Here is a 26,292-nt window from a genome sequence, read left to right on the forward strand (position 1 = left end):
GCTGTGGGATCCGTCGCAAATCTTTTATTTCAGAGTTTTATGGGCTCTGTTGCAATTTCTGGCGAAACATACAGGGAAGCCAGAGTGCATGGTCGTCGCTTATGCGACGAGCGCCTCGAACTGCTCGGCAAGTGAGAGGTCCGAATGACAGGCGTACTTCGCCTGTTGTTTGCGCATCATGTGGATCATCTCAATCCCGCCCAGGACCACTCGGGCACTCTGCGTTGATTTGAAACCGAGCATCGGACGAATGCGCCGTTTGATAGCGCGATGATCCTGCTCGATGCGATTGTTGAGGTAGGCACTTTGGCGGATCCTGATCGGCCTGAGCCGAGGTCTTGAACGATCCTGCAGACGGCTTTCAGCGTCACACAGCAGGATGGCTTCCCGGTTCGTCTGGCTACCGTCGATCACGATCCGCTCTGGACGACCGTGCCTCTTCAGCGCCTTGCGCAGAAAGCGTTTGGCCGCGGTGAGATTTCGCCTTTCGCTGAACCAGAACTCAATTGTGTCACCGTTGCTGTCGATGGCGCGGTAGAGATAACGCCACTGGCCACGCACCTTGATGTACGTTTCGTCGACGTGCCATCTGTTTGTGACCGGGCGCTTACGCTGGTTGAAGCGCTCCATCAGGAGCGGGGCATAGTGAATGGTCCAGCGATGGACAGTAGTATGATCGACAGAGACGCCGCGCTCGGCCATCATCTCTTCCAGATCCCGCAGGCTCAGGCCGTAAGCCAGATACCCTCGGACGCACAGCAGGATCACCGAGCGATCGAAATGCCTGCCCCTGAACACGCCACCCTCCACCGCTGAGACTTCCGGCAGAGCACCTGCAACTCTGAAACAAACGGTTTGCGACAGAACCGCGGCCACCAGCCCGTTGTTTGGTCCCCATCAGGCGAAAGTTCCCGCTCACTCGCTGGGCATGAACTCACAGCTACGGGAGTCATCGAAGGGAGTTTTCGCATTCAACTGGCCGGATCGGCGCAAGAGTTGGTCTCGGAAGCTGATGTTGTGATTATTGCGGTACCTGGCTATGGGCACCGAACGATTATTGATGCTGTTGTGCCGTTCGCGCGTGGGGATCAGCTTTTTATCATTAGCGCACAACTATCCCTCAGCGGCCTCTATCTGAAGCATAGCCTTACGGCTAGAGGTGTCGAAGCCGATGTCCTGATTTGGGGAACGACGGATTGTGAACATAGGACAATTTACGTGGCCTCTGACAAATAAGGCAACGTGTTTTGCTAGGGCCCGGACTCATAACCAGTAGCTGACGGTCGCCGCGATGCAGACGGCGGCGAGAAAGTTGACGGCGAGGCGGTCGTATCGCGTGGCGACGCGCCTGAAGTCCTTGAGGCGGCAGAACATGCGCTCAATGGCGTTTCGGTCGCGGTAGAGCACCGGTGAAAAGCAACTCTTCCAGCGGCGGTTAGCCTTCGGCGGGATGTTCGGCATCGTGCCATTCTCCTCGACCTGCCGGCGGATGGCGTTGCTGTCATACCCCTTGTCGCCGTGCAGAATGCGGGCGGCCGGCATTTGCTTCAGCAGGGCCGAGCCCGCCGTGCAATCGGCGACCTGGCCGCCGGTGAGCAGAAAGGCGATGGGTCGGCAGTCGCGATCGGTCAGCGCGTGGATCTTGGTCGTGCGCCCGCCGCGCGACCGGCCGATGGCCTGGTTCCGCTCCCCCCTTTTCCGCCCGAGGCCGAGCGGTGCGCCTTTACGGTGGAGGAGTCGATCAGCACCTGTGCCGGAGGCCCGCCTGCGCTCGCCAGGGCATGGAAGAGGTCGATCCAGACGCCCTTGGCGACCCAGCGGACATAGCGGTTGTAGATAGTCTGTACGCAATCGACAAAACGGCTCGCGTTCACCATTGGGGCCGGTTGGGAAGGCGTAGCGGATCTCCACCTCACCGTTGGTGACAACAACGCGATCAACGAGCAACTCGAGAAGAGCCCGCTTGCGGTCGAAGTTGGCCTTGGCCAATCCATCGCAAACGCGCTGGCAGAACTCTTCAGCATTATCCGCCAAACGCGCCGTCTCATGCCGATCGCGTGCATCAGCAAGGAGTTCCTGTTCTTGCCTCTCCAAAGCCTCCAAGCGGCCCTCGGTTTCCCGGCGCCGCCGCTCAAACTCGGCTAAGGGCACGACCCCACTCAAGTAAGCCTCGGTCAGGCGTTCGATCTGCTGGGTCAGGCTTATCCGGCCGCGCCGCAGGTTCTCCCGGCGGGCCTGCCATTCCTGCGGCAGCCAATGACCGCTGCGGGCTCGCCCCATGGCTTGCGCGATAACCTCTGGATGCTGCAGCACCTCACAGAGATCCTGCCAGACCAGCTCCTCCAGAGGCTTGGCCGGAATATAGCGCGCCGGGCAACGCTCACCAGGAACGAGCAGGCGCAACTGGGTCTTCGTGCGGCACAGATAGTAATCATAAGCTGGCGGCAACCGGCGGCCGGTGCAGGCACGCCGACAGCATCCGCAGCTGACAAGCCCGCGCAGAAGATACTGATGCACCCGGTTGTTACGTGGGGCCATCCGGCGGTTATACACCAGCCGTGCGGCGGCCGCATCAAACTGCTCCCGGCTGACGATTGCCGGAACAGAGGCCACCGCGATCCACTCTGCCACTTCGTTAGGCCGGCGCGTTCCTTTTGAGTGGCCGACAGGGCGCAGCGCCGAGTATCGCGTTTGCGGAGGACTGGTGCGCATGCGGTTGGCAAAGATCTGACCCGCATAGGCCGGATTGGTGAGCAGGCAACGCAAGGCCGAGGGGCTCCAAGCTGGACATCCCGTGGGCGAGGCAATGCCAAGTCGGGCCAGGCGCTGGATCAACGCGATCATGGTTGCGCCTTCGATGTACCAGGCGAAAAGATCACGCACGACGGCGGCCTCGGCTTCATCAATGCGCACGCCGGCCGGGTCTCGCGGGCGGCCGGGATCGAGACGGTAGCCGTAAGGTGGACGCGTCCACGGCAAAAGCGTTCCCGCCTTGAGCCGCCGCAGCCGGCCGCGACGCATGCGCTCGGTAATCAAGGTTCGCTCGTACTCGGCCACCGCGCCGCGGATCTGGAGGAGCAATTGATCATGCGGATCCTGGCTCATGGGCCGGTCGAGGAATTCGACCGTGGCACCATGCTTCTGAAGCTCCTCCACCAGCAGAACCTGATGAACGTAGTTGCGAGCCAGGCGGTCGGGACTTGTGATCAGGATGCGGTCCAGGCAGGCGCTTGCGACAGCATCGCGCAACCTGTCGAGCCCGGGGCGTTGCAGGCTGGAGCCACTGTAGCCATCGTCGCGAAAGATGGCCTCGGGGGCCAGATCTGTCCCTTGTGCGAGAGCGTAGGCTCGCAACCGTTCAATCTGCTGTTCAGTCGACTGACTTTGAACCTGGCGCTGTGTGGAGGCGCGGACATAAGCGGCGAGAATTAGCATGGGGGCTCTCCTGTGGGATCGGCTCGCCCCCGCCGTCCGGCTCGGGCTCGGCCAGGCGTGGCGTGTCCAGGAGCAGCTGGAAGGCACGGTCCCAACGCCGCTGCGCATCCGGGTGGTGGGCCCAGTGCCGTACGATCCTCCACGGTGGCTGGCGCATGATCTGCTCCCTGGGGGCGGGATGCCTCGGGAGCAGAACCCTGTTGGGCCGCACGTCGGCGGCAGGGGCTAAATGGAACCCGGCTCCATGTCAGAGCCAAACGGCCAAGCCGGACAAAGCAGAATTTGTCGTTTGTGAATCTACCATCTAAGTACAGCGTCGGAACTCATGTGGGATGTGCGCCAATGATGGTGCGCACTCTGTCCGGACTGTGATTGCAGTGTTCGAAGAAGGCTCTGGTGGCGGTGAGCAGGTCCTCCAGAGTGGCGAACAACTCGCAGTGCGTGACCTCGCGTCGGAACTGACGCCAGAGCATCTCAATCGGGTTGAGCCAGGGACTGTAGGTTGGCAGATATAGCAGCACGAGACGGCCCGCTGCGCCTCGCAGCACCGCCTCCACCTCCTCATCCTCATGCGTGCTGGCGTTGTCCCAGGCCACGTACACGGTCTTGTCAGGATGATGATCGAGCAGAGCCTGGAGCAGTTCCGCGACCTCCCGCCGGCGCTTGTGATGGCGGGTGATGATCAGGGTCTCGCCCGTGTGCCAGTTGACCGCCCCAAGGCCATAGCGGCGCGTCGGCTGCATTGGGGTCGGGATCATCACCTGCTGGCCTTTCGGGCTCCACATCGCCCGCAGGGTTGGATGCCAGCTGATGTTGAACTCATCAGCATAGTAAAACACCGCACTGGGCTTCAGCTCATCGCGAGCGTCTTCGACCGTCTTTTTTTGACGGCATAGTCGGGATCGGGGCTGGTGATGGTATGCTGCGGCCGGCTCAGCGCCATGCCACCGGCCCGCAACAGCCGCTGCACGCTGGGCACGCTCATCCTGAGGCCCGTCTCCTCGGCCAAGTGGTCGGCCAGCCGAGCCGCGGTCCAGAGGGAGAACGGCAGGCCCAAGGCACGTGGGCGTCGGCGCACAAGCTCCAACAGACGGATACGGTAAGCAGGCGTGACCTTGGGCGGCGTGCCCGCGCGCGGAGCGTCGGCCAGGCCGATAATACCTTCCGCCTCATAGCGGGCCAACCAGCGGCGCACCGTCTCCTCGTGCTGACGCACGATGGCGGCGATCTCGGCCGCGACGAGGTGGCGCTCGGCGCACAGCAGAATCATCAGGGCGCGGATGCGCACCCGCGGATCAGGGCTGGTGTGATAGAGGTGATCAAGCTCGCTCAGTTGCTCTGGGCTGAGCGCATCGAGGCGAATGGGACGCATGGCCGCCTCCCAGCTGCCCCCGCACCCCAACATACCACAGAACTTCCGACGCTGTACTTAGAGCGTCTTGCGTGGCCCGTAGTCGGGCGGCGCATCGATCCAGCGCCCGCCAGACTTCAGAACATGGACGATGCCGCTGATCACCCGGCGGTCATCAACGCGCGGCTTGCCCCTTGTATCAGTCGGCAAATGCGGCTCGATCCGCGCGAACTGCGCGTCCGTGAGCCAGAAGCGATCCCGATCCATCCGCGCTTCCTCCCGGAAGCCGTGAATCACACCGATTCGGAAAAGCCAACCGCTTTATGGGTCGGAACCCAAGCTGTGCTCGGCGAGGATTGCATGCTTCAATTGACGATACGTGCTACGTTGACCAAGCCGAGGCTGTTCCGGCTTACGGCCAGCATGTGCAGACCGGGAGGATACGATGACAACTGTCGTGGCAATCCATTCAGTGGGGAGTATGGACCAGTGGCTAAAGGGAAAAGACCGCGAGAAGCTGTTTCCGACTTTCTGCTCCAGTTACCGCCTATTCAAGCACGCTGATGGGAAGCGTGTTGCAATCGTCTGGGAAGGTGTGGACCTTGGCAAAATGAAGGCGACACTTGATAGTCCAGAAGGTGCAGCGGCGAAGGCTGCGGACACAGTGATCGATCCCATCGAGGTCTTCATTGAGGTTGAAGGCGGGAAGTGAAGGGAGCGCGCAATCAGCGCAAAAAGGCTTCAACCTCGCCGGGCTTCATTCCCGCTGCTCTATTCCTGGGGTCATCGCCTCTCCGTTTGTTCCGGTGGCCCTTCCATCTCTCCCTAAAGGCTTTCTCCCGGGGCGTTCCACCAGGAAGCAAGCGATAGCCGCCGATCACCCGGCGGTCATCGACGCGCGGTTTGCCCCTTGTCTCAGCCAGCAAATGCGGCTTGATCCGCGCGAACTGCGCGTCCGTCAGCAAGATCGGAAGCCGTGAACACACCGACCCGGAAGAGCCAACCGCCTAATGGGTCCGAACCCTAATTCCAGGCAGAAACTTTATAGTCTTCGAAGTGGAAAATGGTTTGTACGACTACTGTGGTGGGGGCTTCAGGCTCTACATCAATGGGACGGAATTACGAGGCGTACCAGGATCTGTTCCGGTTAATGAAGAAGAAGTTCGCACGTTGCTTGGCCGCTCGGGTGGGCGACTTTCCAATGCGTTGTGCTCAAGGCGAATTGTGGAAATAGACCTTGGAGCGCCTGTCAAGCCGCTACAACGGTTTCGAGAACTCGTTGGGTTGTGATCTCGAGAGCATGAGGAGTTGTGGGGCAGTTAGGCGGCTGCTCGATTCTAATCCCTGATATTGTCGTTCACCATGCCGGGATACCAGTGCTCGAATGTGGCACGCAGCGAGCCATCCAGGGCCCTGGTTCGCGTCTGCAACAACAGATAAGCTCCGCGCCGGCTCCACTGCATCTGCTGCTTCTTGGCAAAGCGCTTGCTGACAACCGCATTCACCGTCGCCTCGACAAAAGCCGAGGAGATCCGCGCCCCAGACTGGTAGCGCTCACCATAATTGATCAAGCTGGACTCTGTGCTGGCGATGTAGACCTGGAACTCCCGCATGGTCGTCCGGAACTTGCGCAGGTTGGGATAGCGACTGTCGATAGCTTCGAGCTCGAGCCGCAGGTCATCGATAGCCTCCTTTGCCCGGTAGGCGTTGCCGTGCCACAGGAACCACTTGATCCGGCGCAGCTCATCCAGAGCCGCCGTCCCGGCGTCCTTGTCATGGTGCACCAGACCCTGAGCAAACTGGCGCAAGACTGTGATCCGCATGGTGATGTGGAACCAGTCGAGCACGTGTTCGCTGCATGGGCTGATCCGCTCTGCGAGGGCACGCACCTCATCACCGCCGTCGGTGATAAAGGTCAGATCCTGATCGGCTTGGAAGCCCTGACGCCGGAGATGATCGATGATGCGGCGCTGCGGCTTGCCGTCATAGCCATGAACAAAGCCGATGTAGCGGGCCTCTTGTCGCTTTGCTCCTAAAGGCGACATAAGGAACTCAACAAAATCAATGGCAATCCTTTGCCGCTAAATGTGAGACAGCGTTTACAGGGGCGTGCGGCTGGCTGCGATGGAGATGGAACGGGACCTGACAGAGTTCGCCAAGGTCGCCTTGCTCCGGACCTATCACAAGGAAGCCCGTTTGCTCGCCACCGTCGATCGTATCGCGCCAGATACAGCACCGCGTTCACACGCAGGGATCAAAGAGCAGCGAACAAACCTGATCGGCATCTCGCCTTTAAGGGCAAAGAATGTCGCTTTTCGACATCCAACGCGACGAATCTCAAAGTTAAAGGCAAAGTGACACTCAGTTATGCGAGTACGTCGCATTGTAGTCTGCGTACGAGCACTCGACCTGATCCCACGCATGCGCGAGCGACAAGCCGAACTTGCGGGCCACATACAACGCCGCCTGCTCCATCCCGTCCTCGGTCTCCCGGAGGTACCACGAGGTCAGCTTATACGCCTCAATGATGTCGTCCTCAGGCCAGCCCTTGAGTTCGAGCTCAGGCGGCGGATTAACGGGGTTGGCGGCCGCACGGGTGTAGCCCTCCGGGTCTAGGGCCGGGATGTCCTTTGCGAGGCGCAGGGCCTCCAAGCTAATTACGGTCATCTTACTCTCCATTGAACTCACGGATCGCGGCATCGAGATCGGTCCGGGCTTTCTCGATCTCGCGCCTGCGATGCTCGAAGGCGGCCGTGATCCGCTCACGAAGATCGGACGTGACAGGGCGCTTGCCGGACATGATGAGCGACAGCAGGGTATGCGAGACACCCATTGCTGTTGCCATCTGGCGGACCCAGCGAGGGCCGTACATGCGGAGACCCGCCGCACGAATGCGGCGGGCTTCTGGTGAAAGGGCAGGGGCCTTGGTTGGCATCAGGCAGCTTCGTAGTTCCGGACAGCGTGCCCGGCAAGAGCTTCGATCCGGCGCTCGAGACCGTCGATGTAGCGAGCCAAAGCGACCGTGCATCCAAGGTCCGAGGCCATCCGGGCGATCCGCTTTTCCTCCTGAGCAGCGATCCGCGCTGCCTCACGTTCGGCCTCACGCTTGGCATGCCACCGATCCGAATCCCGAGAGATCCTCCGTAGTGCACGTTCGCTGCGAACATCGTTAGCTGCGATCAGGGCCACGGCGCGGATGTCGTAGTCAATAGATTGATCTTCGGAATCCTTATTCGGAGCTTCCGTCGGCTCCGTCGACTTCCGGTCAAACTGCAGCGTCACTTCCTTGGGTTTGCCGTCGACGACGTGGTCGGTGCGGACGGTGACCCGAACGAACTCATCTGCAGCAACATGCACGACTTCGAGATTGCGACGGCTGTTAACGGGGAGACTGGTCATCACCTCCCAAAGGGCGAAGTTTCTGACGGCCTGTTCAGCAAGGTTTGCGACCAAGCGGTCATCGGCAGACGGATATGAACCATCAACGAAGTCGCTAGTCGCGAGATAGTCATCAGCCTTGGCTTCCACCCCGAGCCAGATGACCCGGTCAGCATCGCCGACGGGGAAGGTCGCATCGCTGAGTTCAACAACGAATTCGGTGTCACTCGTACGAGCGACGGTCTCTACAAAGAACTTCTGCATGACAAATCTCCTCTGGCGGCTACTCCGCCTTTTGCTTGAGGGGTTGGAAGGCCCTCTCCAAAGAGCTCGAAAGCCCTTGGGGGAGGGCCGGGGCCGAAGCCACGGGGTATTGCTTAGGAGTTCTGCTCAGCCTCGGCCGTCGTGCAGTGGAGCCTGCGGATCTTGTCGTACCCCCACGATCCCGGCGTGCCGTTGTACCTGACGTAATCGTACAGGGCTTCGGTGCAGGGCTCGGCGACGAGGCCATCTTCCACGCCCTCATCGACCCAGTCCCTGGCATCCTTGAGCGCGACGGCTTCGGTGCGGCCGACGCCATAGATGGCGGTCTGGTTGTTCTTGTCTGCGCTCACGGCAACGAAAAACTGCGACATTGGTCTCTCCTCATCTCTTGGGCGGAACTGCCCACCGCCTGCTCGGCGGTCAAATCTTGAGGCAACAACCAGCTGCCTTGTAACCAATATCGGTTACACGAAAGCAAGTTGCTAGAGGGGTGAGAAAATTTTTCTCCAGACGCACATGTCGCAGATGTCAAATCACCGATTTCAGTTATGGAGATCCGGCACCCGCATAGACGGGTCTGGGGGCAGACAATGCATAGAATTCAAACCAAGCTCGCCGTCTGGCAGGAAGCCAAGGATGACGCCAATAAACTCGGCCAACATAACGAGGCCGTGATCGCTGGGACCATTATTGAGGTCCTCGAGAGGGCTCTCAAAGCAGACGAGACCACAGGGTGGGATCACTTCAACATCGTCCTGGAGGCCGCGTGCCGGGAGGCCAGCAATCCGGCGATCCGCAACTCCGCCAGGCAGCGCGGTCTCTTCAAAGCGATCGGCGAGCTGCAGGAGGTCCTGCCAAATCTGGCGGACACTCGATTCACAGCTGGCGATCTTGCAGATGTCACGCCGATGGTCGTAAAGTCCCCGGCGTGAAAACGCTTCGAGACCTCGCTACAATCTTATTCCGTGTCGACCCACCGCCGTCGGCACGGCTGTCCTATGTGCTCGGCGTCAGACAGCGGCAGACGCAATACTGGCTTTCAGGCCAGCACATTGCTCCGAAAGACGTCATTCAAATTGTCGAACATCAGATACAAGCCGTGAGAGAATTTGGTCTCGACGTGAAGGTCGCCGCCCTTGTTCGAGAAGCGAAGGAAGCCGGCATCAGCCCGCACGTCGTGGCTCATTATCTCGATCAGACTGTGGAAGATTTGAAGGTTCGAGATAACAATCCTTAAAGGAATGTAGTATTAATCTCTGGTGTGCAGTGAGCGCCTTTGCGCTCCTGTCGACGCAACGGAGCGAAAAATGTCTGCCGCCAATTCCGGCCGGCCGCGTGTCTGCGGCCCGATTCCGCCGATCCGACCGATACCCTCGCGCAATTACTCGATTTCTGCGATCGCGCCCGCGATGGCTGGGTACTCGACACCGCCGCTTTGTATGCGACGCTCGCGTTCTCGCGGGGTGATATCGGGACCGACGCCCTTTACTACGCAGAAGACATCCGTCCGCATCTGCCGACCGATTCCCTGCGAGCCGCGGCCGACCGGGTCATCCAGCAGCCAAATCCTGCAAGCGTGCGTCTTTTCGGGAAGGCGTGCCTCGCATGGCTCTATACTGTCGATGCTGCCAAGGCCGACAGGAAGGGTGTCGCCGTCGTCCCTGACGCTATTCAGCGGGTAGACCTGTATTCAGCTGCATGCGGGAATGTCGACGCGTGCCGGAGCGCGGCGGTCCACGCCTACGAGCACGCTCGGGTGGACAAGAATTCAGTCATGGTCGCGCGCTACGGTGCAGTCGCGATCGGTCTACTCGCACAAGCGCAAGCTATCGCAGACGGAGATCAGCCGATCAGATCAATGACGGGCACGGGATGGCTGCTGAAGTCGATCACCCGACTACGGCTTATCTCCGACGCGCTTGACGAGCATCGCGACGCCGCGAGGGCACTTTCGGGAACGCAGGACGACGATCCGGTCGCCGATCTGCTATCGGATATGCCAGATGCAGATCAGCCGCGGGCCCCGGACGTCCACGTGCAAGCCGACCTCGACGCCTTGCTTGACGCAGCGGCGGCCAGTCGTCCGGTCATTGAGCAGCAGCCCTTGCCGACGATCGTCGTCCTTGAGTCGCTTAGCCATCTACCCGAGAGCAAGAGCTCAAGCTCGCCGAACCCGCGCCTGGAGTTCGCGCCTATGGCTGGTATCTTTATGCCGCTCGCGGAGACGCCCGATCTGCAATCGGTGTCGCAGCAGCTGGTAGCAGAGATGCCTTGGGCTGAGGACGTGATCACGACGCTGCTGATGGATTCCGTCGGCTCAGCCGTGAGCCGTGTCCGAAATACGCTTCTCCTCGGCAAGCCAGGCTCTGGAAAGACCCGGCTTGCCCGCCGGGTCGGAGAGATCCTCGGCATGCAGCCGACAATCGTCCCGGCTGCTGGTGCTGCGGATGCGAGCTTTGGCGGGACAAATCGTCAATGGTCGACATCAAGGGCTTCGGTTCCGCTGCAGACGATCAAGAGAACCGGAATCGCCAATCCGCTCATTGTTCTCGACGAGATCGAGAAGGCGGGTGACGGCACACATAATGGCAACATGCTCGATGTCTTGATTCCGTTCTTAGAGACTGAGAGCGCGAAGCGGCACCACGACCCTTATCTCGAGTGTGCGGTCGATTTGTCCATGGCATGCTACATCGCAACGGCGAACGCCTCTTTTCGCCTCAGCGGCCCGCTGCTCGACCGCCTGAGAACTATCGAGGTCCCGCAGCTTCGGCGGCAGGACCTGCCAGTCGTCGCGAAGACAATCCTAAGCGAAATCCGGCAGGAGAGAGGCGAGGACGAGATTTGGTGTCCAGATCTCGACGGCGATGAGCTCGACATCCTTGCTAAGCAATGGCGAGGCGGCTCGCTGCGGCCGCTCCGCCGCATGATCGATGTCCTGCTCGCCGGACGCATGTCACTCGCGCCGAGGCACTAGGGAGGCCACGATGACCAATGATGCATACTATCATCGCGGTCCGGTCACAGTCTGCATGCCAGTGAGCTTCTTCTTTGATCGTGTCTTCAAGGAGATTGTCGGACCTATCGAGCGGCCATTCCGCGTCCTCGGCGTGACGTACGATCACGATCGCGACGAAGCAACCGTAGGTTACGAGCACCCGCCGACGGGGCCTCGGTCGTCGACGTGGCCGGAGCAGGTCATCGGCTATGCAGTCGATCGAACGATCGTCATCGAAGCGATTGCCAGGACGACCCGCGTCTACTCTCGGCGGATCAACCGAGCGACCGGACAAGTCATGCCAGTCCGTGATGACTGGGCGTCTGAGCTGCGGCACGATTTCCCGGCGTGGTTTGACCTGGAATTCGAGTGCTATGCCGGGTGGGCGGATCTCATTCGAGCGATGGCTGAGTGGGTCCACGAAATCGGTGTGCCACCGCGCTTTCGGTTTACACAGATCAAAGAAAAATTCGCTGGGTTGCGAGCGTATTCGTCGGGCATCGGAATGTCGCATGACGAGATCATACGTGCCCGGGGCGTGATCGCTGCTTGTGAAGTGGTCTCGTTCGGTCTCTGCGAGAAATGCGGCGAGCCGGGCAAGGTCAGAAAAACCGACCGCGGCTGGTTTTACACGGCCTGCGATCGCCACGTCTGATCTCTCTCGATCCTTGCATCCATTCAATCCATCCTCGATTCCTGAGGAGCATGACTCATGCGTATCTGGTTTATGTCCGACCTTCATAATCACTCGAGCTGGCCTTTTGTGCCGCCGGATCCCGCCCCTGATTGCGATGTTATCGTGATTGCCGGCGACGCTGGCGAGCAAATGTCACGCAAGTCCATTCCGTGGGTTGCCGAGACCTTCGGCCGATATGGTCTGCCGACCATCTACGTGCCCGGAAACCACGATTTCTATGGCAGCCACTTGATCCACGAGGTCCGCAAGGCCCAGCTGGTCGCAGAGCATTACGGCATCCATCTTCTCGCCACCGGGCAATCCGTAGTCATCGGCGACACTCGTTTTGTCGGTGCCACGCTTTGGACTGACTTCGACCTGGGCGGCTACGGTCACTTTGCTGAGCTCGAAGCAATGAAGTATCTAAATGACTACCGCTATATACGGACGGAGGCATATAGAAAGACTCTGCCAAAGGACACGGCCGCTCAGCACGTCGCTCAGAGATATCGCATCGAGCAGGTACTCGCTCAGCCATTCGAGGGGCCTACGGTCGTGGTTACGCATCACGCCCCGCTTGAGCGGTCATTGCAGCACGGGCGGGTCGAGAGCGAGCTGGATGCGGCCTATGCGTCCAATTTATCTCAGACGATCGAGCAGTATGCTCCCGAGCTCTGGATCCATGGGCACATCCATAGAAATCGTGACTACACGCACGATCGGACACGTGTGGTCGCAAATCCTCGAGGCTACCTGATTAACAGGCAGATGCGCGGCCGAGGCGAGAACAGGCCGGAAAACCCGGACTTCGATTCCGCGCTGGTCATCAAGGTCTAGCGGCCTGTCTGGCTGCCTGGGGCTCCACCCATCCCCTTTTGAGATCATTCAGGTGGGCGACGGACTCTGGGTAGTCATTCACGCTGGCTCGATCGTCGATGAGTGTTCCGGCATTCGCCGCATCCATCACGATCGAGCAGCCGGCGGCAATGTGAGCCCAGTGTGGCAGTTTGGATTCCGGGTCACGATCTTCGCCTGCTTTGAGAGCATTGAAATGACGCTCAATTGGGGCAAAGGTAATCCCGCAAGCGGATCGGCTTCTCACGCCAGTTGTGTCGGCCATACTTGATGGCATCGAAGTTCATGGCGGCCGCGATGTACAACTGAGCGATCGCGGGGACAGCCGAGAAGTCGATCTTCTGCCGACCCATCGCGGCTTTCGGGTTCTCTTCATTCATTTTCGATTCCGTATGCATGGACGCCCGTGAGATCCAACCGAACCTCTCGGGCCCGGTGGACAGGCTGGCCGTCGGACGTCGTGAACGTGGAATGCTGTTGGGGGTAATAGTTGACCAGAATCCCATCCCCGTTACCAGGCAGGTCTGGTCCATCGACGAATGTACCCCTCAAAGACATGAACGTATCGCTTGTTCTCCCGCAAGCCTCGTTCCTGGTCGCCCTGACAGACAACGAATTCAACGTCCCTCAGGAGGACCTCATCGGAATACCCGACGACGCGCTGACGATGGCGGATGCGGTAGCCGCCGCGGCTGAGATTGCGATGGGCGTCGATACGCATGTGGGTGAAATCCAGTTTTGGGCTACTTGGGAGGGCTAAGCGGGCGAAACACCGATCGCGTCAGACATTCTGAATTCCTCGAATTGCAAGGCTCTCAGGAACTTCACCCCGAACTTCCCCCAGCGCAGGGTAAAGTTTGTGGGGAAGGTCTGGGCAATCCGTGGGGATGTCGACGCAGCCGGTCGACGGCGACATCGATGGCGTCCTGGAGGTCGCACTCGCTCGCGATCCAGCCATCGTACCATGACGCCCGCTTGTGCTCGCCGCGGGCTTTGGCGAAATCGCGTTGGCGCGTGAAGCGGGCGACACGGTCCTCGGCTTCTTTGGACAATCTCAGCAGCTCAACGACGGCTTCACGATCGCTCATGCCACCCTCACGAAATCAGGAATGACATTGACTCGGTGGCGGCCGATCAGGATCCTGCGGTGTCGAGCCGCGACTACATCGGCATCAACGCCGACCTGCTCCGGAGCCAGCTACAAAATATCTCGGCAGCGTTCTGGAAGCCGGCCGCGCAGAAATCCTCTCCCAATTGGACGCGAGATGTGCCGAACGAAGGCCGGAGCGACTGACCTGGCCTCGAAAGTAGCTGTCTTTGGTTGATAGTGCCGGCGCTCGATCAGGAATACATCTTGCGCTGCCCCATGATGCTCGAAACAGATGCGGATTATTCAAAATTTCGCTTCGCCTTTATCCGCCAAATAGGCCCGCTAGTCTGGGCGTCAGCACCACTACAGCCGTGAGGATCAGTCCCAAGAATGCCGATACGGCTAATCTGTCGAGCAGCTTCAACTCCGAGTACCACAGGATAAGATTTATCAGCATTGACGCCTTCTCTAGGCTAATCGATAGGCCCTGGCGGAATCTGCTTCTGTCAAGCTGGCTCCATCCGACGTGCGCGCGGGCTCACCAGTCATCTATCGCCACTGACCGCTGGGTTCAAGCGATCCAAACTCTGCCCGCGGGGAAGGGGGAGGGGCTCAAGAAGGTCGAGGGCTTCTGCCAAGTCGTGGAGGAAGCCGTCGCGATCGGCCACAAGGATCTCGACCGGCTGATCCTCGCCCGCGAGCTGATGGATCGGGTGACGCGCACCGGCCGCGCGAACGCCAAGTTGTCGGAACTGGTGGATCTCTTCCTGTCCCGCCCGTCGGTGACGGTTCCGCTCGGGGCTAAGGTCCTCAAGATGACCCCCAAGGCCGTGGACTTGATGCTCGCTCAGCTCGGAGGCGCACTGCCGCGTGAACTCACCGGCCGCACCCGCTACCGCGCCTGGGGTATCGTATGATGGGGTTAGGGTAGCGCTTCCTGTCAATTGGCCCGTTTGGGAACTGGCCGATGCCAACAACATCTTGCCGGCTTGCATCAGGCGGATGGCGATTGAGGGCGGGACATCGGTGCGTACGGAGCCTGTGGAGGCGGTCGCACGGGCTTTTGACCCCATTGGGCTTCAGCCGCCGCGCAGTCCAGACGGTGCGGCCGGGGTGTCGCAGAAGGCAGAAGCAATCGGGAGTGGAATCTCCAGAGGCCCGGAGACCTTCATAATTACTGCGCGACAAGGCGAACCCCGCCACAGGTCATGATGAGAGGAGATCGATGCCGGCGTTCCGGTAATCCAACGCCGGGTCCTTGCGGGATCGATGGCTGAGCCTGGCATTCTCTTCCTTGAGGATCCATACGATCCTCGCCGTCTTTAGGATGTTCGCGATCGTCTCGAGCGTCGGCGTTCTGATCTGAAGGAGGCCATCGACGAGATTTGAGACAGGGGTGTAGTGCTCCCAATGAAAGATCGACCGGTCCGGGTCCTTCATTTTCTTTGGCTGGTCTCTCCATCGAAACTGCCGCAAGTCCGGAAGGCCCATTTGATCGGCACGTGCTTGTGCTGCGGCAGACACCATCGGCAGGACGAAGTTCTCCAGGTCCCGAGCCATCCATTTCAGGACCGTTCGGTAATGTGCGCGAATGGGCTCTGGGCAGTCTGACCTATGATACTGTTTGAGGATTTCTAGGATCGGGCCGGCCAAGTAGTCGGCAGCCGCATCGATGGGGAGAAAACTATCGCGCCCGGTAAGATTGATACGAGGGTTCATGTTCATGCAGGTCTCCGGATTGGCTGGGTGACACGTCTGAGCGACGCCAGTTTGAATTGTTCGGGAAGTGCGTTGGCTCTCGTGTTCGGCACGCAGCGCCAACACCGAGGAATTCGGCGGATCAGGTCAGCCCAGGGAGCGTTACAGATCACCCTTCCGCTGCTGGTAACGGTAGTGGAGCTCCCAGAAGTCAGCGTACAGGTCGTGTAGTCCATCATCGCGGACACTGTTTTTGAAGTTCGGATAGTCGATCTCATTGATCCGCCGCGTCACCAGCTCGGCAAATTCCTTCTTAGAGACGAAGACCCGGCAGGCGTAGTCGCGGTTCGGAATTTCAATGATCTCCGCGTCTGGGAGAAGTCGCTGCAGGTGCTCCCGCTTACGAGCGCGAACGCAAAGGCGGTTCGGATCGTCGCGATGCTGGACGGCGGAAACAAAGGCGTCGTTAAAACAGATCCACATGGACTGACTCCACTTATCATGAATGGGTTCTGGAATTTTGAGACGACAGCGAGCTGTCAGAGCTCATGCGAATAGCTCGCCTCGATCACGCGGCTGGTCCATGACATTTTATAACAACGACCACGCCACTTTTTGTTTCGGGCCTCCCGGCGTGACTCAAAGACGATTTCGTATCCGTCTTCGATTTCGTTTCCGATCCTTTTCGTCGGAATGACATTGAGAATGAGCCCGCCAAATTCGCTGAGTTCCGCCTTAGTGGGGTGCAGGTAGACCCAGCCACCGACGAGCTCGGCAGCGTCCTCATCAGAGATGATCCAGCATGAGGACCGGTGGGTGTGAGGTCGGTTTGGATCGCGGCTAAGACCCTTCAGACGGTTATTCTCGTCGCGCTTATTAATTAGGTGAATTGCTCTGGTCATGAATGTCTCTCTTAAAAATGGGTGGAGAGTTGAAAAGGGCACGAGTTTTGTCTCAGGCGGACGCGCCCATTTTCAAAGGGTTCAGGTAGGCGGAATCCGGCAGGTGGGATTATGCTTTATCCAACTCGGTCCTGACGAAATCGTCTGCTTCTTTATATGCGCGTGCACTCAAGCGTATGAGGATCGCTAGATTCCATCTTGTGAAGATTATGATGATTGGCACCAAGGCGACTGTGCCGAGGATCCAGGCAATAGCCCAACTGTCTGGTGGCGTAGTCCTTCCCGGGCCGCCGACGAGGCAGAGGAGCCCAGAGAAAAGCCAGACGCCGAACAGAGTGAAATATGCGGCCACGCGAGAAACAATAAACCAGAGCAATCTTGCAGTGATGATCAACCTAATACTCCACAAGCTGTTTGAAGAGATCGATTAGTCTCTGAGAGAATATTACCTCTCAGGACCCGCGATCATCGACGATCTCAAGTTCATCTGGGGAGCACCAGCAGAACCGCCGGCTCCGGTCCGTGTCGCGTTCAAATCCACCGTGGGATTGGTCAGGAGCAGGGCGGTCGCGGTTGATAGCCGGCGTGGTCGGCTTGCATGCACTCTCGGCATCGGTAGAGTGCGAGATCGTGTCTCCCTTGGGAGAGATGGGCTGGTTGTGTGTCATCAGAGGCGCCTCCGCTTGGTATGCTCAGGACCTACCCTAACTCCGAGGAGCCGGCACCTGGCGCTCGGACTTGTCCCAGCCAGCCGTGAGAGATTGAGGAACCCGATGCGGGAAAAATATGTCGGCTTCTATTGGACCCTTCCGATACATTGGAAGGGGTTCACGTCGCTATCCGCCGATGCAGAGGAAGCCGCAACTCAAAGCCGAACCATCCGGTATCAGCGCATTTGGATTCATAAGTGGGTAAAGGAAGAAGTGATCCGCCCCCATGGAGAGGTCCGGTTGGAATGTTAATGGAGTGATGGCCTTTCCGCCAGCACGGATGACGCAGTTGGTTGAGGGTTTGGCGCTGCTCGCACCGACATGGCCGGGACGAACACCTCTGGGGCCGGCGGCTTGTACCCGATGGATCCATGAGGCCTCAGAGTATTGTAGTGCCGTCGCCAACTCTCGATCACGATCTTCGCCTCCTTGAGCGAATAGAAGATCTCACCATCGAGCAACTCATCCCTGAGCCACCTCCGTCACGCCGATCGCGCGAACGGCATCGGCCACGGATTGGCCTTGTGAGACCATGACATCGACCTGGCGCAACTTGGCGACGATTTCTTCCGGCTTGTGGCGCTTCCTGGGCATTGTGGTCCTCCTGTCTGCCTCAAGACATACTTCAAGGTGGACCAGTTCAATGGGGGTGGATCAGTGCAGAGTAGGCCTGGAACCAGGACCAATGCACTAGGCATAGTCCTGACTCTTTGCCACTTGGGCTAGGATGAGCTGCGCCTTTGCCACAAGTGGGGGATCGACCATCGCGCCATCTACTCGAACTGCTCCCTCTGCTGCACCCGCAGCCGCTGCAACGACCTTCTCCGCCCACAGCCGCACCTGCGCATCGGGTAAGAAACCCTGTCGGATCGGCACGATCTGCGTTGGGTGAATCGCAAGCTTGCCCCCATAGCCGAGATCCGCAGCGCGACGGGCCTCCGTCTCCACCACGGCCGGATCGTCAAGGAATGTGGTTACACCATCCAGGGGCGAGGGTAGCCCCGCCAGCCGCGAACGCAGAACAATCTCGCTGCGGGCCAGCAGCAGCGCTTCCCAAGAAGATGAGCATCCGAGATCCACGCTGAAGTCTAGCGAGCCGAATGCCGCCACCGAAACACGTTGGGCCGATAGCAGTGATGGCAGTTCGGCAATCCCTCGCGCCGTTTCAACCAGCGGTATTACGGGAATATCTCTGCCGAGGCTCGTGTGGATCGCAGTAATGTCAGTCTCATTCTCGGCCTTCGCCAACATGACAGCAGATACCGACACACCCGAGAGCGCCGCAAGGTCGTCCGCGAACCAGGGGGTACTCCGCGCATTGACCCGAACGATCACTGGGACGGCCGTAATGCCGTGGGACTGAATGGCCTTGCGGGCCGAGTCCTTGAGATCCGGTGCAACGGCGTCCTCAAGATCAAGGATGACCGCATCGGCGCCGCTGGATGCGGCTTTGCCGAAGCGCTCAGGTCGACTAGCTGGAACGAAAAGGGGCGCTATCGGCGGTTGAATGTAGGATTTCATTTGGAAACTCTTTGCTTTTCCTGCCGCGATGACCTGGATCGCGAAAGCGCCGGACCTTCAGCAGCGTTGGCCGCCGAGGAATGCACCTCGTCAAACCTATTCATGGCTCCCGGCGGGATCGGGCACGGACGGGAGAGGGAGGCGCCGGAGCATCCGCGGGCTGAATTCCTGCCTCTGCGCTAAGCAGGCTGCTGATAGTCGCCGCCGTGTGCTTCAACGCTGGTAGCACGGCTGCGAGCTGCCGTTTGCGGTCGCCAGCATTCCTTAGGATGAGGCTGCTCATCGCCGCCTCAACACGACCGCCGACGAAGATCGGGACGGCGACAGCCCAAATGCGTGATTGATACACATCATCAAGATAGGATTCGTCGGCGAAGGCATACCCGGTCTTGCGGGCCGCGCTGATCCGGTCATGCAGGGATGTCCAGAGTGCATCCTCGGTGTCCCACCGGTCCTTGCTCTTCCGTAACCGGGAGAGGATCGTGTCCAGTTCGTCCTTGGGAAGATGGGCGAGATAAGCGATGCCGACACCAGTCGCCAGAAGTGGGATGCGGGCGCCAAGCCGACCCGGAATCGACATGCCGTTCGCACTACGATTCGTGTAAGCGATGACCATGGCGTCGCGCTCAAAGACGGCAATATTGGACGGCCAGCCGATTTCAGCGCGTAGGGCTTCGACATGGGGCTGAGCCAGCTGGACGAGACGGGAGGTGGCATCGAAGCCACGGCTCAGCGACTTGGTCCTAGCCGTGACGCCGAAAGCGGCGTCATCCGTCTGCCGATAGACATATCCGGCCTCGATCAGAGTTTCGATAATCCGGACGACCGTAGGCTGAGGCAGCTTCAGCCGCTTGGCAATATCAGCTGCCGAGATTGGGCCGCTCTCACTCACGACCTGCAGGACGTTGAGGCCGCGGATGATGGCTCTGACCGGCTCGAAAGAGGGCATGGGACCACTACTAGGTTTCTACACGGCGCGCTTCGCGCAGAGGCCCTAAAGCATACCTTACAATTTCTGCCTGCTCCATGTCATGTCTATCGATGGACCCGCCAGCCGGCACCGGCATCGCCGGACGCCCGGCGAAGCGGAGAGCTGACGCACAGGGAAATGCGTGGCGGACCAGTTGGTCTCGGACGAAAAGCCATCCGCCCTGGTTTTCCGGCTCCTCTTGGCACCAGACCCAGTCCCGAACCTTTGGAAAGCGGGCAAGTGCCGATCTGAGCTCATTGGCCGGGAACGGATAGAGCTGCTCGATCCGGACGAGGGCGATATCGTCCCCGAGCCCCAAGCTGTCGCGGCTCTGTTTCAGATCATAGAAGATCTTGCCCGAGCAGAGGACCACCTTCCTGACGCGCATTGGATTGGCGTCACTGTCAGGCATTACGGCACAGAAGCGTGTGTTACCTGTCATCTCGGCAAGCGATGAGGCGCAGGCCTTCTGGCGTAGGAGAGACTTGGGAGCAATGACGAACAGGGGCTTACGCCAAGGGGCGCGGATCTGCCGCCGCAGCAAATGAAAATAGTTCGCAGGGGTCGAAGGGTTGGCAACGATGATGTTGCCGTTTGCGCAGAGCTGCAGCAGCCGCTCGATGCGGGCGGACGAATGATCGGGACCTTGCCCCTCCAAGCCATGAGGCAGGAGCATGACAAGACCCGACATCATCTGCCACTTCGCTTCGGCCGAGACGATGAACTGGTCTACCGCGATCTGGGCACCATTCAGAAAATCGCCAAATTGCGCCTCCCATACCACCAGCCGGCCCGGGTCGGCGAGGCTGTGCCCGTATTCAAACGCGAGCACACCATACTCCGAAAGCGGGCTGTTGATAGCCTCGAAGGTTGCCCCATTGCGAGTCGCCGCCCGCACGGGCATCTCGACGGCCTCGGAGGACAGGTCGAACACGCTCAAATGACGCTGAGTGAACGTTCCGCGGACGCAATCCTGACCCGACAAGCGAACGGAAACACCCTCTGAGAGCAGCGACCCGAAGGCCAGAGCCTCTGCCGTGGCGAAGTTGATCCCGCTGCCGCTCTCAATGCTCTCAAGACGGGCCTTGTAGAAGTGGCTCACCTTGGGGTGTGGGGTGAGGTGGGGGGGGACCGATGAGATTGCCTGTCCGACCTCGACAAGGAGGTCTCGGTCTACGCCGGTGGTGACAGGGCCAAGGACGCCTTGCTCCTCAGCCTGAAGAACATCAACCCATTGGTCCTGAATCGTGTGTCGCCGGTTCGGCCAAAACGAGTCAATCGCCGTGTAGGCGCGGTGGAGTTCTTCCCGGAAGGCGACGGCCGTCTCCGTGGCCAACTCGATAGCGCGCGGCTCGGTTGCGGCGACCTTTTGGATGAGCTGGTCCCGCAGAGGCTCACGCGTATCGATCGTCTTCCACACATGGGGAAGCGTAAAGCGCGGCTCATCCAGTTCATTGTGACCATTGCGCCGGTAGCAGACCAGATCGATCAGGATATCGCGCTTGTACTTGTGACGCCATGCGATAGCCAGCTGCGCCATCCGTGCCACGGCAACCGGATCGTCACCGTTGACATGGAGCACGGGAACGCCGGTCATCTTGGCGATGTCGGTACAGTACAGAGACGACCGTCCCTCGGACGGCGTCGTGGTAAAGCCGACTTGATTGTTGACGATGAGGTGTACCGTTCCGCCAACGTTGTAGCCTGCGAGGTCTCCGAGCTGGAGGAGTTCCGCAACCAGACCCTGGCCTGAAAATGCTGCATCCGTATGCAGGAGAAGACACAGCACTTTCTCCTGGTCCTTCGCAACGGTTTGCTTGGCCCGGGCAAGGCCTGTCACGACAGGTGCCACGACAATGAGATGGGATGGGTGCGGTGCAATCGTAACCTTGAGAGCGTGTTCATCGAAGCGGATCTCATCGGCATGCCCCAAGTGGTAGGGCACGTCGCCGGTGAACGACGCGCCCCCCTTCGTCAGATCACGTCCCTTGATTTCTGCGAGCAGCATCGCAAGAGGCTTGCCGATAACTGTCGCGAGTGTGCTGAGGCGGCCGCGGTGCATGCCTCCGATGACGGCTTCGTCGAAGTTTGTCGCGGCGGCCTCCCGCAGGATCTCGCGAATGGCAACCGCAGCCGATTCGGCGCCCTCGATGCCGAAGCGCTTCTTTGTCGGGAATTTGATACGCACAAACGATTCGAACTCGTCCGCCAGGGTGACGGCCTCGAGCGTGCGTGCGAGCAAGTCGGGGTCAGCCGGCATCAGCATCGCCCGCTCGAACGCCTCGAAAATCCAGGTTCTGGCCTCTTCGTCGTCAATGTGCGCGGCCTCGATGGCTGCGGTGCCAGCATAGATTTCTGTCAGCTTGGAGACTAGGTGGTGGAGGAGGCCGCGCTGGCTCTGCCCGCCGAGGCGGTACGACGCCTCTCCGCTCTGCTCTGTGATCTGGCTCCGCAACCGGGACAGCAAACCTATCTCGGTCCGAGGTGTCAGACCGAGCGGATCGAGATTCGCTTCGCGGTGGCCATAGGTCCGGAAAGCTTGGACGAGATCCTCGGCAAGGCGGGCTCCCGATCCTGCCGTATCGGTCGTACCCTCATCCGCAATGCCCTCGAAATACAGTCTCCAATCAGCGGGAACCGATGAGCGATCACGCCGGTAACGTCCATAAAGTTCAAGAAAGAAAGCGTTGTCGCCGCTGAGGGGCAGATCCATGAGCACACCGGAACATAGACAGGGAAAAAGAACCAGGCAGGTCTTCCCTGCCTGGCGTTATTAATGGTCATTCACTCTTGAGCCGAGGAGCGTTGACATCAGCGAGGTCGCACCAAGCATCGAGCAGCGCCGAAAAGTCCTTTCCTCCGAAGCCTCTTGAGCGGGCGAGCTGCAGGCATTCGCGAGCTGCTGCTCCCATGGCGAGAGGGACCTTCATCGCAGCGGCAGCCGTGAGGGCGATCCCCAGATCCTTGTGGGCGAGGTCAATCTGAAAACCGGGCTCAACATCTCCGACGAGAACCTTCACAGGAAAGTTGGTCTTCAGGTGTCCGTTGTTGGCCGTGGTGCCGTTCAGAACCTCGATGGTCTTCTCCACATCAAGGCCGAAACGGGTCGCAAGCGTCAGGGTCTCCGCGTTGAGCTGGCAGGCAGCAATCGCGAGATAGTTATTCACGACCTTCATCCGGATGCCCGTGCCGACCGTGCCGCAATACTGAATGGTCGAACCCATGGCTTCCAACATGGGCTTGATTCGCTCAAAGGTTGCGGAATCTGCGCCGACCATGAAGAGGCACTCGCCTCGGTCCGCATGGCTCGCCAGTCGGCCGACCGGAGCGTCCGCGAAAATCATACCGGCAGACGCGACAGCCGCAGCAATCTCGTCGGTAGCGAGCGGGTCAATCGTGCTCATGTCGACGACGATGGTGCCGGGTCGGGCATTTGGGATGATGTCTTTGATGACGACATCGCGCACATGCTGCGAGGCGGGCAGCATCAAGAAGATGATCTCGGCCTCCCGGGCGACATGTGCAGCGGAGTCGGCTCCCTGTCCGCCGAGTTCCGCGAGCGCGGCGATCCCCGCAGGAATCATGTCATAGGATAGGGTCGAGAAGCCTTTTCTTTGCAGATTCGAGGCCATGGGGCGACCCATACGGCCGAGGCCAATAAAGCCGATTGTGGAGTTCATGGGCGTTTCCGATTGTTATCTTGATTGAGGGGGATCTCGCCGCATCAAGCGGCGAGATAGCTGGTCTTCACCATGGTGTAGAACTCGACCGCATAGCGGCCCTGCTCGCGTGGGCCATAGCTCGACATCTTCCGGCCCCCGAACGGAGTGTGGTAGTCCACACCCGCGGTCGGCAGATTCAGCATCGTCATCCCGGCCTGGACATTAGCCTGGAAGTGACGGGCATATTTCATCGAAGTGGTGACGATACCGGCCGAAAGCCCATACTCAGTGTCGTTTGCGACCGCGAGCGCCTCGTCGTAGTCCGCCACTCGGATGATTGACGCAAACGGGCCGAAAATCTCCTCACGATTGATTTGCATCGTGTTCGTGGTGTCGGCAAACAATGTGGGCGCCAGGAACCATCCGCGGGTTGAAAGCTGCAGCGGGTTCCCGCCCGATGCCAGTCGCGCGTTTTCCTGTTTTCCGATCTCGACGTACTTGAGGTTCTTCTCAAACTGACTCTCGTCGATTACGGGGCCAACCTGTGTTTCCTTGTCGAGTGCCGGTCCGATCCGCACCTTCTCCAGACGGGTAGCGACTGCCTTCGCAAAGGCGTCGTGAATGCCAGAGGTCACAATGAGGCGGCTGGATGCCGTGCAACGCTGGCCGGCCTGGAAGTATGCGCCATTGACGGCCAAATCAGCCGCGAGATCGAGATCCGCGTCGTCAAGCACAACGAGCGGATTCTTGCCGCCCATCTCGAGCTGGCAGCGAACCATTCTTTCCGCGCACCTCACTGCGATTCGCCTGCCGGTCGCCGCAGAGCCGGTGAAGGAGACTGCATCGGCACCTTCCACGACCGCCGCGCCGACTTCAGGACCACGGCCAATCACCATATTGAAGACACCCGCCGGGACGCCCGATGCAGCCACGATCTCTGCAATCGCAGCGGAGATACCCGGCGTCTTTTCCGACGGCTTCCAAACAATGGCGTTGCCGAAGGCCAGCGCCGGGGAGATCTTCCAGAGGGAGACCGCGATCGGAAAGTTCCAAGGCGTGATGAGGCCGACGACGCCTACCGGCTCGCGGGTGATCTCCACGTCAACTCCGGGCCTGACCGAGCCCATCTTCTCACCGGGAATGCGAAGGGCCTCTCCGGCGAAGAAGCGGGCGATGTGGCCGGCGCGGACGACTTCGCCCAGCGCGTCGGGGATCGTCTTGCCGCCTTCGCGCGCCATGATCTCGGCAAGCCGATCCTTCTGCTCAAAGATCATGCGGGAGATCGCATCAAGAGCCATCGAGCGCTGCTCAATGGTTGCCCCGCGCCAAGCGGGCTGAGCGCGGCGGGCTGCAGCGAACGCTGCGTTTACGTCGGCTGCCGTGGCCATTCCATATGTGCCGACCACCTCATCCAGATTCGACGGGTTGCGGATTTCCAGCGTGTCGCTGCCGCCGGTCCATGTTCCGCCAATCAGATTTTTTTCGAGAAGCATGCTGGTTCTCCTGCAGATGTCTATGGGGCTGGTCTGCTTGAGTAGGCTGATTTGCCGGAAGCCGACCTAACGTAAGAAACCCACTAGCAGCTTCTATCGAATGATGCTAGTTTTGAATTGTCAATTCACACAGTGAATAGAGCCCGATTGAGACGCCATCTCAGAAAAAGGGTTATGGGAGGACGACAATGAAGAGACGTAACTTCTTAAAGGGTGCCACTCTTGCTGGCGGTGCTACGGCGATCGCCGCACCAGCCATTGCGCAATCGGAGCCGGTCATCCGCTGGCGCTGTGTTTCGAGCTTTCCGAAAAATATCGATGTTCTCTATGGGTGCGCCGAGGTGATGTCGAAGGCGCTCGCAGAGGCGACCGACAACAAGTTCCAGATCCAGGTTTTCGCAGCAGGTGAGGTCGTCGGTGGCCTTCAGGCGCTCGATGCGACGATCAACAATACCGTCGAACTCTGCCACAGTGCTTCGTATTACTACGTCGGTAAGGATCCAACCTTCGCGTTTGGAACCCACGTGCCCTTCGGCCTTAATACGCGACAGCAGAACGCGTGGATGTATCATGGGCAGGGCAAGGAGCTGCTCGAAGCGTTCTATCGGGAGCACAATGTCGTGGCGATCCCAGGCGGCAACACCACGACCCAGATGGGCGGCTGGTTTCGCAAGGAAATCAACTCCGTTCAGGATCTCAGGGGATTGAAGTTTCGTATCTCAGGCCTTGGCGGCCAAGTGCTCGCTAAGATTGGCGTTGTCCCGCAGCAGGTTGGTGGCGGTGATATCTACCCTGCATTGGAGCGTGGAACAATCGACGCTGCCGAGTTCAATGGTCCTTACGACGACGAGAAGCTCGGGCTCTACAAGGTCGCTCCCTACTACTATTATCCAGGCTTCTGGGACGGCACATCCATGCAGCACTTCTTTATCAATGCTGGCGCTTGGGAAAAATTGCCGAAGCACTATCAAGCGGCGCTTCGCTCTGCTGCGGCTCTGTCGAACATCGATAGCATCGCACGATATGACGTCCTGAACCCAAAGGCCTTGCGCAGCGTCGTTGGAAATGGTGCCCAATTGCGAGCATTCCCGAACGAAGTCGTGGACGCCGCCTATGATGCCTCGAAGGGACTCTACGAGGAGCTTTCGGGTAAGAGCACGTCCTTCAAGAAGATGTATGAGAGCATGCTGACCTTCCAGCGTGAATCGGCTGTGTGGAACCAAGTGTCGGAATACGCATACGACACGATGGTCATGCGCTCACTCCGCCGCTGATCCAAACCGCGGGGC

At 59.6% G+C, this 26,292-nt stretch carries 29 protein-coding genes and 7 pseudogenes; 10 read left to right on the forward strand and 26 right to left on the reverse strand.

Features of this window, described 5'->3' with window-relative positions; translation table 11 throughout:
- Nucleotides 1–99: 99 nt before the first annotated feature.
- The 3 genes and pseudogenes from ACUXUR_RS23560 to ACUXUR_RS23570 all read right to left on the reverse strand — a co-directional run.
- Nucleotides 100–798 (reverse strand): IS6 family transposase, encoded by a 699-nt coding sequence (locus tag ACUXUR_RS23560; RefSeq protein WP_445504851.1) that lies wholly within the window; start codon nt 796–798, stop codon nt 100–102.
- A 465-nt stretch (nt 799–1,263) separates the two neighbouring features.
- Nucleotides 1,264–1,844: pseudogene (locus ACUXUR_RS23565) on the reverse strand (IS5 family transposase); the annotation flags it as partial.
- 487 nt (nt 1,845–2,331) lie between these two features.
- A pseudogene (locus ACUXUR_RS23570) lies at nt 2,332–3,543 on the reverse strand (recombinase family protein); the annotation flags it as partial.
- Here ACUXUR_RS23570 and ACUXUR_RS23575 point away from each other — a divergent pair.
- Complete coding sequence (locus ACUXUR_RS23575) at nt 3,434–3,664, forward strand: hypothetical protein (protein ID WP_445504790.1); 231 nt, start codon at nt 3,434–3,436, stop codon at nt 3,662–3,664. The pseudogene ACUXUR_RS23570 and the gene ACUXUR_RS23575 overlap by 110 nt on opposite strands.
- A 94-nt stretch (nt 3,665–3,758) precedes the next feature.
- Here ACUXUR_RS23575 and ACUXUR_RS23580 read toward each other — a convergent pair whose 3' ends face one another.
- From ACUXUR_RS23580 to ACUXUR_RS23590, 3 genes and pseudogenes are all read right to left on the reverse strand, one after another.
- Nucleotides 3,759–4,289 carry an IS630 family transposase gene (locus tag ACUXUR_RS23580; protein WP_445504852.1) on the reverse strand — a complete coding sequence of 177 codons (531 nt, stop codon included), beginning with the start codon at nt 4,287–4,289 and terminating at the stop codon, nt 3,759–3,761.
- Nucleotides 4,286–4,807, reverse strand: coding sequence for a helix-turn-helix domain-containing protein (locus tag ACUXUR_RS23585; RefSeq protein ID WP_445504791.1), 522 nt, complete (start codon nt 4,805–4,807; stop codon nt 4,286–4,288). Before ACUXUR_RS23585 ends, ACUXUR_RS23580 begins: the two co-directional genes overlap by 4 nt.
- Before the next feature lie 60 nt (nt 4,808–4,867).
- Nucleotides 4,868–5,053: pseudogene (locus ACUXUR_RS23590) on the reverse strand (transposase); the annotation flags it as partial.
- Nucleotides 5,054–5,231: 178 nt separating this feature from the next.
- On the opposite strand from ACUXUR_RS23590, the gene ACUXUR_RS23595 reads away from it, so the two are divergent.
- Nucleotides 5,232–5,498, forward strand: a complete 267-nt coding sequence (locus tag ACUXUR_RS23595) for a hypothetical protein (protein WP_445504792.1) — start codon at nt 5,232–5,234, stop codon at nt 5,496–5,498.
- Between the two features lie 157 nt (nt 5,499–5,655).
- On the opposite strand, the pseudogene ACUXUR_RS23600 reads toward ACUXUR_RS23595, so the two are convergent.
- From ACUXUR_RS23600 to ACUXUR_RS23625, 6 genes and pseudogenes are all read right to left on the reverse strand, one after another.
- Nucleotides 5,656–5,754, reverse strand: a pseudogene (locus ACUXUR_RS23600) (transposase); the annotation flags it as partial.
- A 369-nt stretch (nt 5,755–6,123) separates the two neighbouring features.
- A pseudogene (locus ACUXUR_RS23605) lies at nt 6,124–6,804 on the reverse strand (ISKra4 family transposase); the annotation flags it as partial.
- Between the two features lie 343 nt (nt 6,805–7,147).
- The gene (locus tag ACUXUR_RS23610; RefSeq protein WP_445504793.1) at nt 7,148–7,453 is read right to left on the reverse strand and encodes a hypothetical protein; all 306 of its coding nucleotides are present in this window, start codon (nt 7,451–7,453) and stop codon (nt 7,148–7,150) included.
- A 1-nt stretch (nt 7,454) separates the two neighbouring features.
- Nucleotides 7,455–7,721: a hypothetical protein gene (locus tag ACUXUR_RS23615; protein ID WP_445504794.1), complete on the reverse strand. Its 267-nt coding sequence runs from the start codon at nt 7,719–7,721 to the stop codon at nt 7,455–7,457.
- Nucleotides 7,721–8,428, reverse strand: a complete 708-nt coding sequence (locus ACUXUR_RS23620; RefSeq protein WP_445504795.1) for a hypothetical protein — start codon at nt 8,426–8,428, stop codon at nt 7,721–7,723. The genes ACUXUR_RS23615 and ACUXUR_RS23620 overlap by 1 nt, the downstream gene beginning before the upstream one ends.
- Nucleotides 8,429–8,541: 113 nt before the next feature.
- Nucleotides 8,542–8,799, reverse strand: coding sequence for a hypothetical protein (locus tag ACUXUR_RS23625; protein ID WP_445504796.1), 258 nt, complete (start codon nt 8,797–8,799; stop codon nt 8,542–8,544).
- Nucleotides 8,800–9,018: 219 nt separating this feature from the next.
- On the opposite strand from ACUXUR_RS23625, the gene ACUXUR_RS23630 reads away from it, so the two are divergent.
- From ACUXUR_RS23630 to ACUXUR_RS23650, 5 genes are read left to right on the forward strand one after another with little or no spacing between them, the layout of a single operon-like run.
- On the forward strand, nt 9,019–9,360 hold the full coding sequence (locus ACUXUR_RS23630) for a hypothetical protein (protein WP_445504797.1): 342 nt from the start codon (nt 9,019–9,021) through the stop codon (nt 9,358–9,360).
- The gene (locus ACUXUR_RS23635; RefSeq protein WP_445504798.1) at nt 9,357–9,665 is read left to right on the forward strand and encodes a hypothetical protein; all 309 of its coding nucleotides are present in this window, start codon (nt 9,357–9,359) and stop codon (nt 9,663–9,665) included. Before ACUXUR_RS23630 ends, ACUXUR_RS23635 begins: the two co-directional genes overlap by 4 nt.
- Nucleotides 9,666–9,704: 39 nt before the next feature.
- The gene (locus tag ACUXUR_RS23640) at nt 9,705–11,405 is read left to right on the forward strand and encodes an AAA family ATPase (RefSeq protein WP_445504799.1); all 1,701 of its coding nucleotides are present in this window, start codon (nt 9,705–9,707) and stop codon (nt 11,403–11,405) included.
- Between the two features lie 10 nt (nt 11,406–11,415).
- Complete coding sequence (locus tag ACUXUR_RS23645; protein ID WP_445504800.1) at nt 11,416–12,081, forward strand: hypothetical protein; 666 nt, start codon at nt 11,416–11,418, stop codon at nt 12,079–12,081.
- A gap of 57 nt (nt 12,082–12,138) precedes the next feature.
- Nucleotides 12,139–12,939, forward strand: coding sequence for a metallophosphoesterase (locus ACUXUR_RS23650; protein ID WP_445504801.1), 801 nt, complete (start codon nt 12,139–12,141; stop codon nt 12,937–12,939).
- Here ACUXUR_RS23650 and ACUXUR_RS23655 read toward each other — a convergent pair.
- The 4 genes from ACUXUR_RS23655 to ACUXUR_RS23670 all read right to left on the reverse strand — a co-directional run bounded on the left by ACUXUR_RS23655 (nt 12,929) and on the right by ACUXUR_RS23670 (nt 14,045).
- The gene (locus tag ACUXUR_RS23655) at nt 12,929–13,234 is read right to left on the reverse strand and encodes a dATP/dGTP diphosphohydrolase domain-containing protein (RefSeq protein ID WP_445504802.1); all 306 of its coding nucleotides are present in this window, start codon (nt 13,232–13,234) and stop codon (nt 12,929–12,931) included. The two genes, ACUXUR_RS23650 and ACUXUR_RS23655, sit on opposite strands and share 11 nt — an antisense overlap.
- Nucleotides 13,161–13,337: a dATP/dGTP diphosphohydrolase domain-containing protein gene (locus tag ACUXUR_RS23660; protein ID WP_445504803.1), complete on the reverse strand. Its 177-nt coding sequence runs from the start codon at nt 13,335–13,337 to the stop codon at nt 13,161–13,163. Before ACUXUR_RS23660 ends, ACUXUR_RS23655 begins: the two co-directional genes overlap by 74 nt.
- A 131-nt stretch (nt 13,338–13,468) precedes the next feature.
- Complete coding sequence (locus tag ACUXUR_RS23665) at nt 13,469–13,678, reverse strand: hypothetical protein (RefSeq protein ID WP_445504804.1); 210 nt, start codon at nt 13,676–13,678, stop codon at nt 13,469–13,471.
- A gap of 103 nt (nt 13,679–13,781) precedes the next feature.
- Nucleotides 13,782–14,045: a hypothetical protein gene (locus ACUXUR_RS23670; protein ID WP_445504805.1), complete on the reverse strand. Its 264-nt coding sequence runs from the start codon at nt 14,043–14,045 to the stop codon at nt 13,782–13,784.
- A 35-nt stretch (nt 14,046–14,080) separates the two neighbouring features.
- Here ACUXUR_RS23670 and ACUXUR_RS23675 point away from each other — a divergent pair, with 35 nt between their 5' ends.
- On the forward strand, nt 14,081–14,251 hold the full coding sequence (locus tag ACUXUR_RS23675; protein WP_445504806.1) for a hypothetical protein: 171 nt from the start codon (nt 14,081–14,083) through the stop codon (nt 14,249–14,251).
- A 167-nt stretch (nt 14,252–14,418) separates the two neighbouring features.
- The gene (locus ACUXUR_RS23680) at nt 14,419–14,964 is read left to right on the forward strand and encodes a helix-turn-helix domain-containing protein (protein WP_445504807.1); all 546 of its coding nucleotides are present in this window, start codon (nt 14,419–14,421) and stop codon (nt 14,962–14,964) included.
- Between the two features lie 289 nt (nt 14,965–15,253).
- On the opposite strand, the gene ACUXUR_RS23685 is transcribed toward ACUXUR_RS23680, so the two are convergent.
- The 10 genes and pseudogenes from ACUXUR_RS23685 to ACUXUR_RS23730 form a co-directional block, all read right to left on the reverse strand.
- Complete coding sequence (locus tag ACUXUR_RS23685; RefSeq protein ID WP_445504808.1) at nt 15,254–15,871, reverse strand: hypothetical protein; 618 nt, start codon at nt 15,869–15,871, stop codon at nt 15,254–15,256.
- Between the two features lie 36 nt (nt 15,872–15,907).
- A complete protein-coding gene (locus ACUXUR_RS23690) occupies nt 15,908–16,228 on the reverse strand; it encodes a hypothetical protein (protein WP_445504809.1) in 321 nt (106 codons plus the stop codon).
- Nucleotides 16,229–16,284: 56 nt separating this feature from the next.
- A complete protein-coding gene (locus ACUXUR_RS23695) occupies nt 16,285–16,647 on the reverse strand; it encodes a hypothetical protein (RefSeq protein ID WP_445504810.1) in 363 nt (120 codons plus the stop codon).
- Between the two features lie 958 nt (nt 16,648–17,605).
- Nucleotides 17,606–17,830 (reverse strand): annotated as a pseudogene (locus tag ACUXUR_RS23700) (integrase core domain-containing protein); the annotation flags it as partial.
- Between the two features lie 4 nt (nt 17,831–17,834).
- Nucleotides 17,835–17,951 (reverse strand): annotated as a pseudogene (locus tag ACUXUR_RS23705) (IS3 family transposase); the annotation flags it as partial.
- A gap of 96 nt (nt 17,952–18,047) precedes the next feature.
- Nucleotides 18,048–18,878: an HpcH/HpaI aldolase/citrate lyase family protein gene (locus ACUXUR_RS23710; RefSeq protein WP_445504811.1), complete on the reverse strand. Its 831-nt coding sequence runs from the start codon at nt 18,876–18,878 to the stop codon at nt 18,048–18,050.
- A 100-nt stretch (nt 18,879–18,978) separates the two neighbouring features.
- Nucleotides 18,979–19,827: an IclR family transcriptional regulator domain-containing protein gene (locus tag ACUXUR_RS23715; protein ID WP_445504812.1), complete on the reverse strand. Its 849-nt coding sequence runs from the start codon at nt 19,825–19,827 to the stop codon at nt 18,979–18,981.
- Between the two features lie 10 nt (nt 19,828–19,837).
- Nucleotides 19,838–22,561, reverse strand: coding sequence for a 2-oxoglutarate dehydrogenase E1 component (locus ACUXUR_RS23720; RefSeq protein WP_445504813.1), 2,724 nt, complete (start codon nt 22,559–22,561; stop codon nt 19,838–19,840).
- Nucleotides 22,562–22,628: 67 nt separating this feature from the next.
- Complete coding sequence (locus ACUXUR_RS23725) at nt 22,629–23,528, reverse strand: NAD(P)-dependent oxidoreductase (protein WP_445504814.1); 900 nt, start codon at nt 23,526–23,528, stop codon at nt 22,629–22,631.
- 44 nt (nt 23,529–23,572) lie between these two features.
- Nucleotides 23,573–25,003 carry an aldehyde dehydrogenase family protein gene (locus tag ACUXUR_RS23730; protein WP_445504815.1) on the reverse strand — a complete coding sequence of 477 codons (1,431 nt, stop codon included), beginning with the start codon at nt 25,001–25,003 and terminating at the stop codon, nt 23,573–23,575.
- Between the two features lie 188 nt (nt 25,004–25,191).
- On the opposite strand from ACUXUR_RS23730, the gene ACUXUR_RS23735 reads away from it, so the two are divergent.
- Nucleotides 25,192–26,277 (forward strand): TRAP transporter substrate-binding protein, encoded by a 1,086-nt coding sequence (locus ACUXUR_RS23735; RefSeq protein WP_445504816.1) that lies wholly within the window; start codon nt 25,192–25,194, stop codon nt 26,275–26,277.
- The last annotated feature ends 15 nt before the right edge of the window (nt 26,278–26,292 follow it).

It is taken from the genome of Microvirga medicaginis (assembly GCF_052658925.1).

Excerpts from the sequence above, each read along its gene's own strand:
- ACUXUR_RS23575 (WP_445504790.1), top strand. The coding sequence starts at position 3,434 with ATGGGGGCTCTCCTGTGGGATCGGCTCGCCCCCGCCGTCCGGCTCGGG.
- ACUXUR_RS23585 (WP_445504791.1), bottom strand. The coding sequence starts at position 4,807 with ATGCGTCCCATTCGCCTCGATGCGCTCAGCCCAGAGCAACTGAGCGAG.
- ACUXUR_RS23595 (WP_445504792.1), top strand. The coding sequence starts at position 5,232 with ATGACAACTGTCGTGGCAATCCATTCAGTGGGGAGTATGGACCAGTGG.
- ACUXUR_RS23610 (WP_445504793.1), bottom strand. The coding sequence starts at position 7,453 with ATGACCGTAATTAGCTTGGAGGCCCTGCGCCTCGCAAAGGACATCCCG.
- ACUXUR_RS23615 (WP_445504794.1), bottom strand. The coding sequence starts at position 7,721 with ATGCCAACCAAGGCCCCTGCCCTTTCACCAGAAGCCCGCCGCATTCGT.
- ACUXUR_RS23620 (WP_445504795.1), bottom strand. The coding sequence starts at position 8,428 with ATGCAGAAGTTCTTTGTAGAGACCGTCGCTCGTACGAGTGACACCGAA.
- ACUXUR_RS23625 (WP_445504796.1), bottom strand. The coding sequence starts at position 8,799 with ATGTCGCAGTTTTTCGTTGCCGTGAGCGCAGACAAGAACAACCAGACC.
- ACUXUR_RS23630 (WP_445504797.1), top strand. The coding sequence starts at position 9,019 with ATGCATAGAATTCAAACCAAGCTCGCCGTCTGGCAGGAAGCCAAGGAT.
- ACUXUR_RS23645 (WP_445504800.1), top strand. The coding sequence starts at position 11,416 with ATGACCAATGATGCATACTATCATCGCGGTCCGGTCACAGTCTGCATG.
- ACUXUR_RS23650 (WP_445504801.1), top strand. The coding sequence starts at position 12,139 with ATGCGTATCTGGTTTATGTCCGACCTTCATAATCACTCGAGCTGGCCT.
- ACUXUR_RS23655 (WP_445504802.1), bottom strand. The coding sequence starts at position 13,234 with ATGCCATCAAGTATGGCCGACACAACTGGCGTGAGAAGCCGATCCGCT.
- ACUXUR_RS23660 (WP_445504803.1), bottom strand. The coding sequence starts at position 13,337 with ATGAATGAAGAGAACCCGAAAGCCGCGATGGGTCGGCAGAAGATCGAC.
- ACUXUR_RS23665 (WP_445504804.1), bottom strand. The coding sequence starts at position 13,678 with ATGCGTATCGACGCCCATCGCAATCTCAGCCGCGGCGGCTACCGCATC.
- ACUXUR_RS23670 (WP_445504805.1), bottom strand. The coding sequence starts at position 14,045 with ATGAGCGATCGTGAAGCCGTCGTTGAGCTGCTGAGATTGTCCAAAGAA.
- ACUXUR_RS23690 (WP_445504809.1), bottom strand. The coding sequence starts at position 16,228 with ATGTGGATCTGTTTTAACGACGCCTTTGTTTCCGCCGTCCAGCATCGC.
- ACUXUR_RS23695 (WP_445504810.1), bottom strand. The coding sequence starts at position 16,647 with ATGACCAGAGCAATTCACCTAATTAATAAGCGCGACGAGAATAACCGT.
- ACUXUR_RS23710 (WP_445504811.1), bottom strand. The coding sequence starts at position 18,878 with ATGAAATCCTACATTCAACCGCCGATAGCGCCCCTTTTCGTTCCAGCT.
- ACUXUR_RS23715 (WP_445504812.1), bottom strand. The coding sequence starts at position 19,827 with ATGCCCTCTTTCGAGCCGGTCAGAGCCATCATCCGCGGCCTCAACGTC.
- ACUXUR_RS23720 (WP_445504813.1), bottom strand. The coding sequence starts at position 22,561 with ATGGATCTGCCCCTCAGCGGCGACAACGCTTTCTTTCTTGAACTTTAT.
- ACUXUR_RS23725 (WP_445504814.1), bottom strand. The coding sequence starts at position 23,528 with ATGAACTCCACAATCGGCTTTATTGGCCTCGGCCGTATGGGTCGCCCC.
- ACUXUR_RS23730 (WP_445504815.1), bottom strand. The coding sequence starts at position 25,003 with ATGCTTCTCGAAAAAAATCTGATTGGCGGAACATGGACCGGCGGCAGC.
- ACUXUR_RS23735 (WP_445504816.1), top strand. The coding sequence starts at position 25,192 with ATGAAGAGACGTAACTTCTTAAAGGGTGCCACTCTTGCTGGCGGTGCT.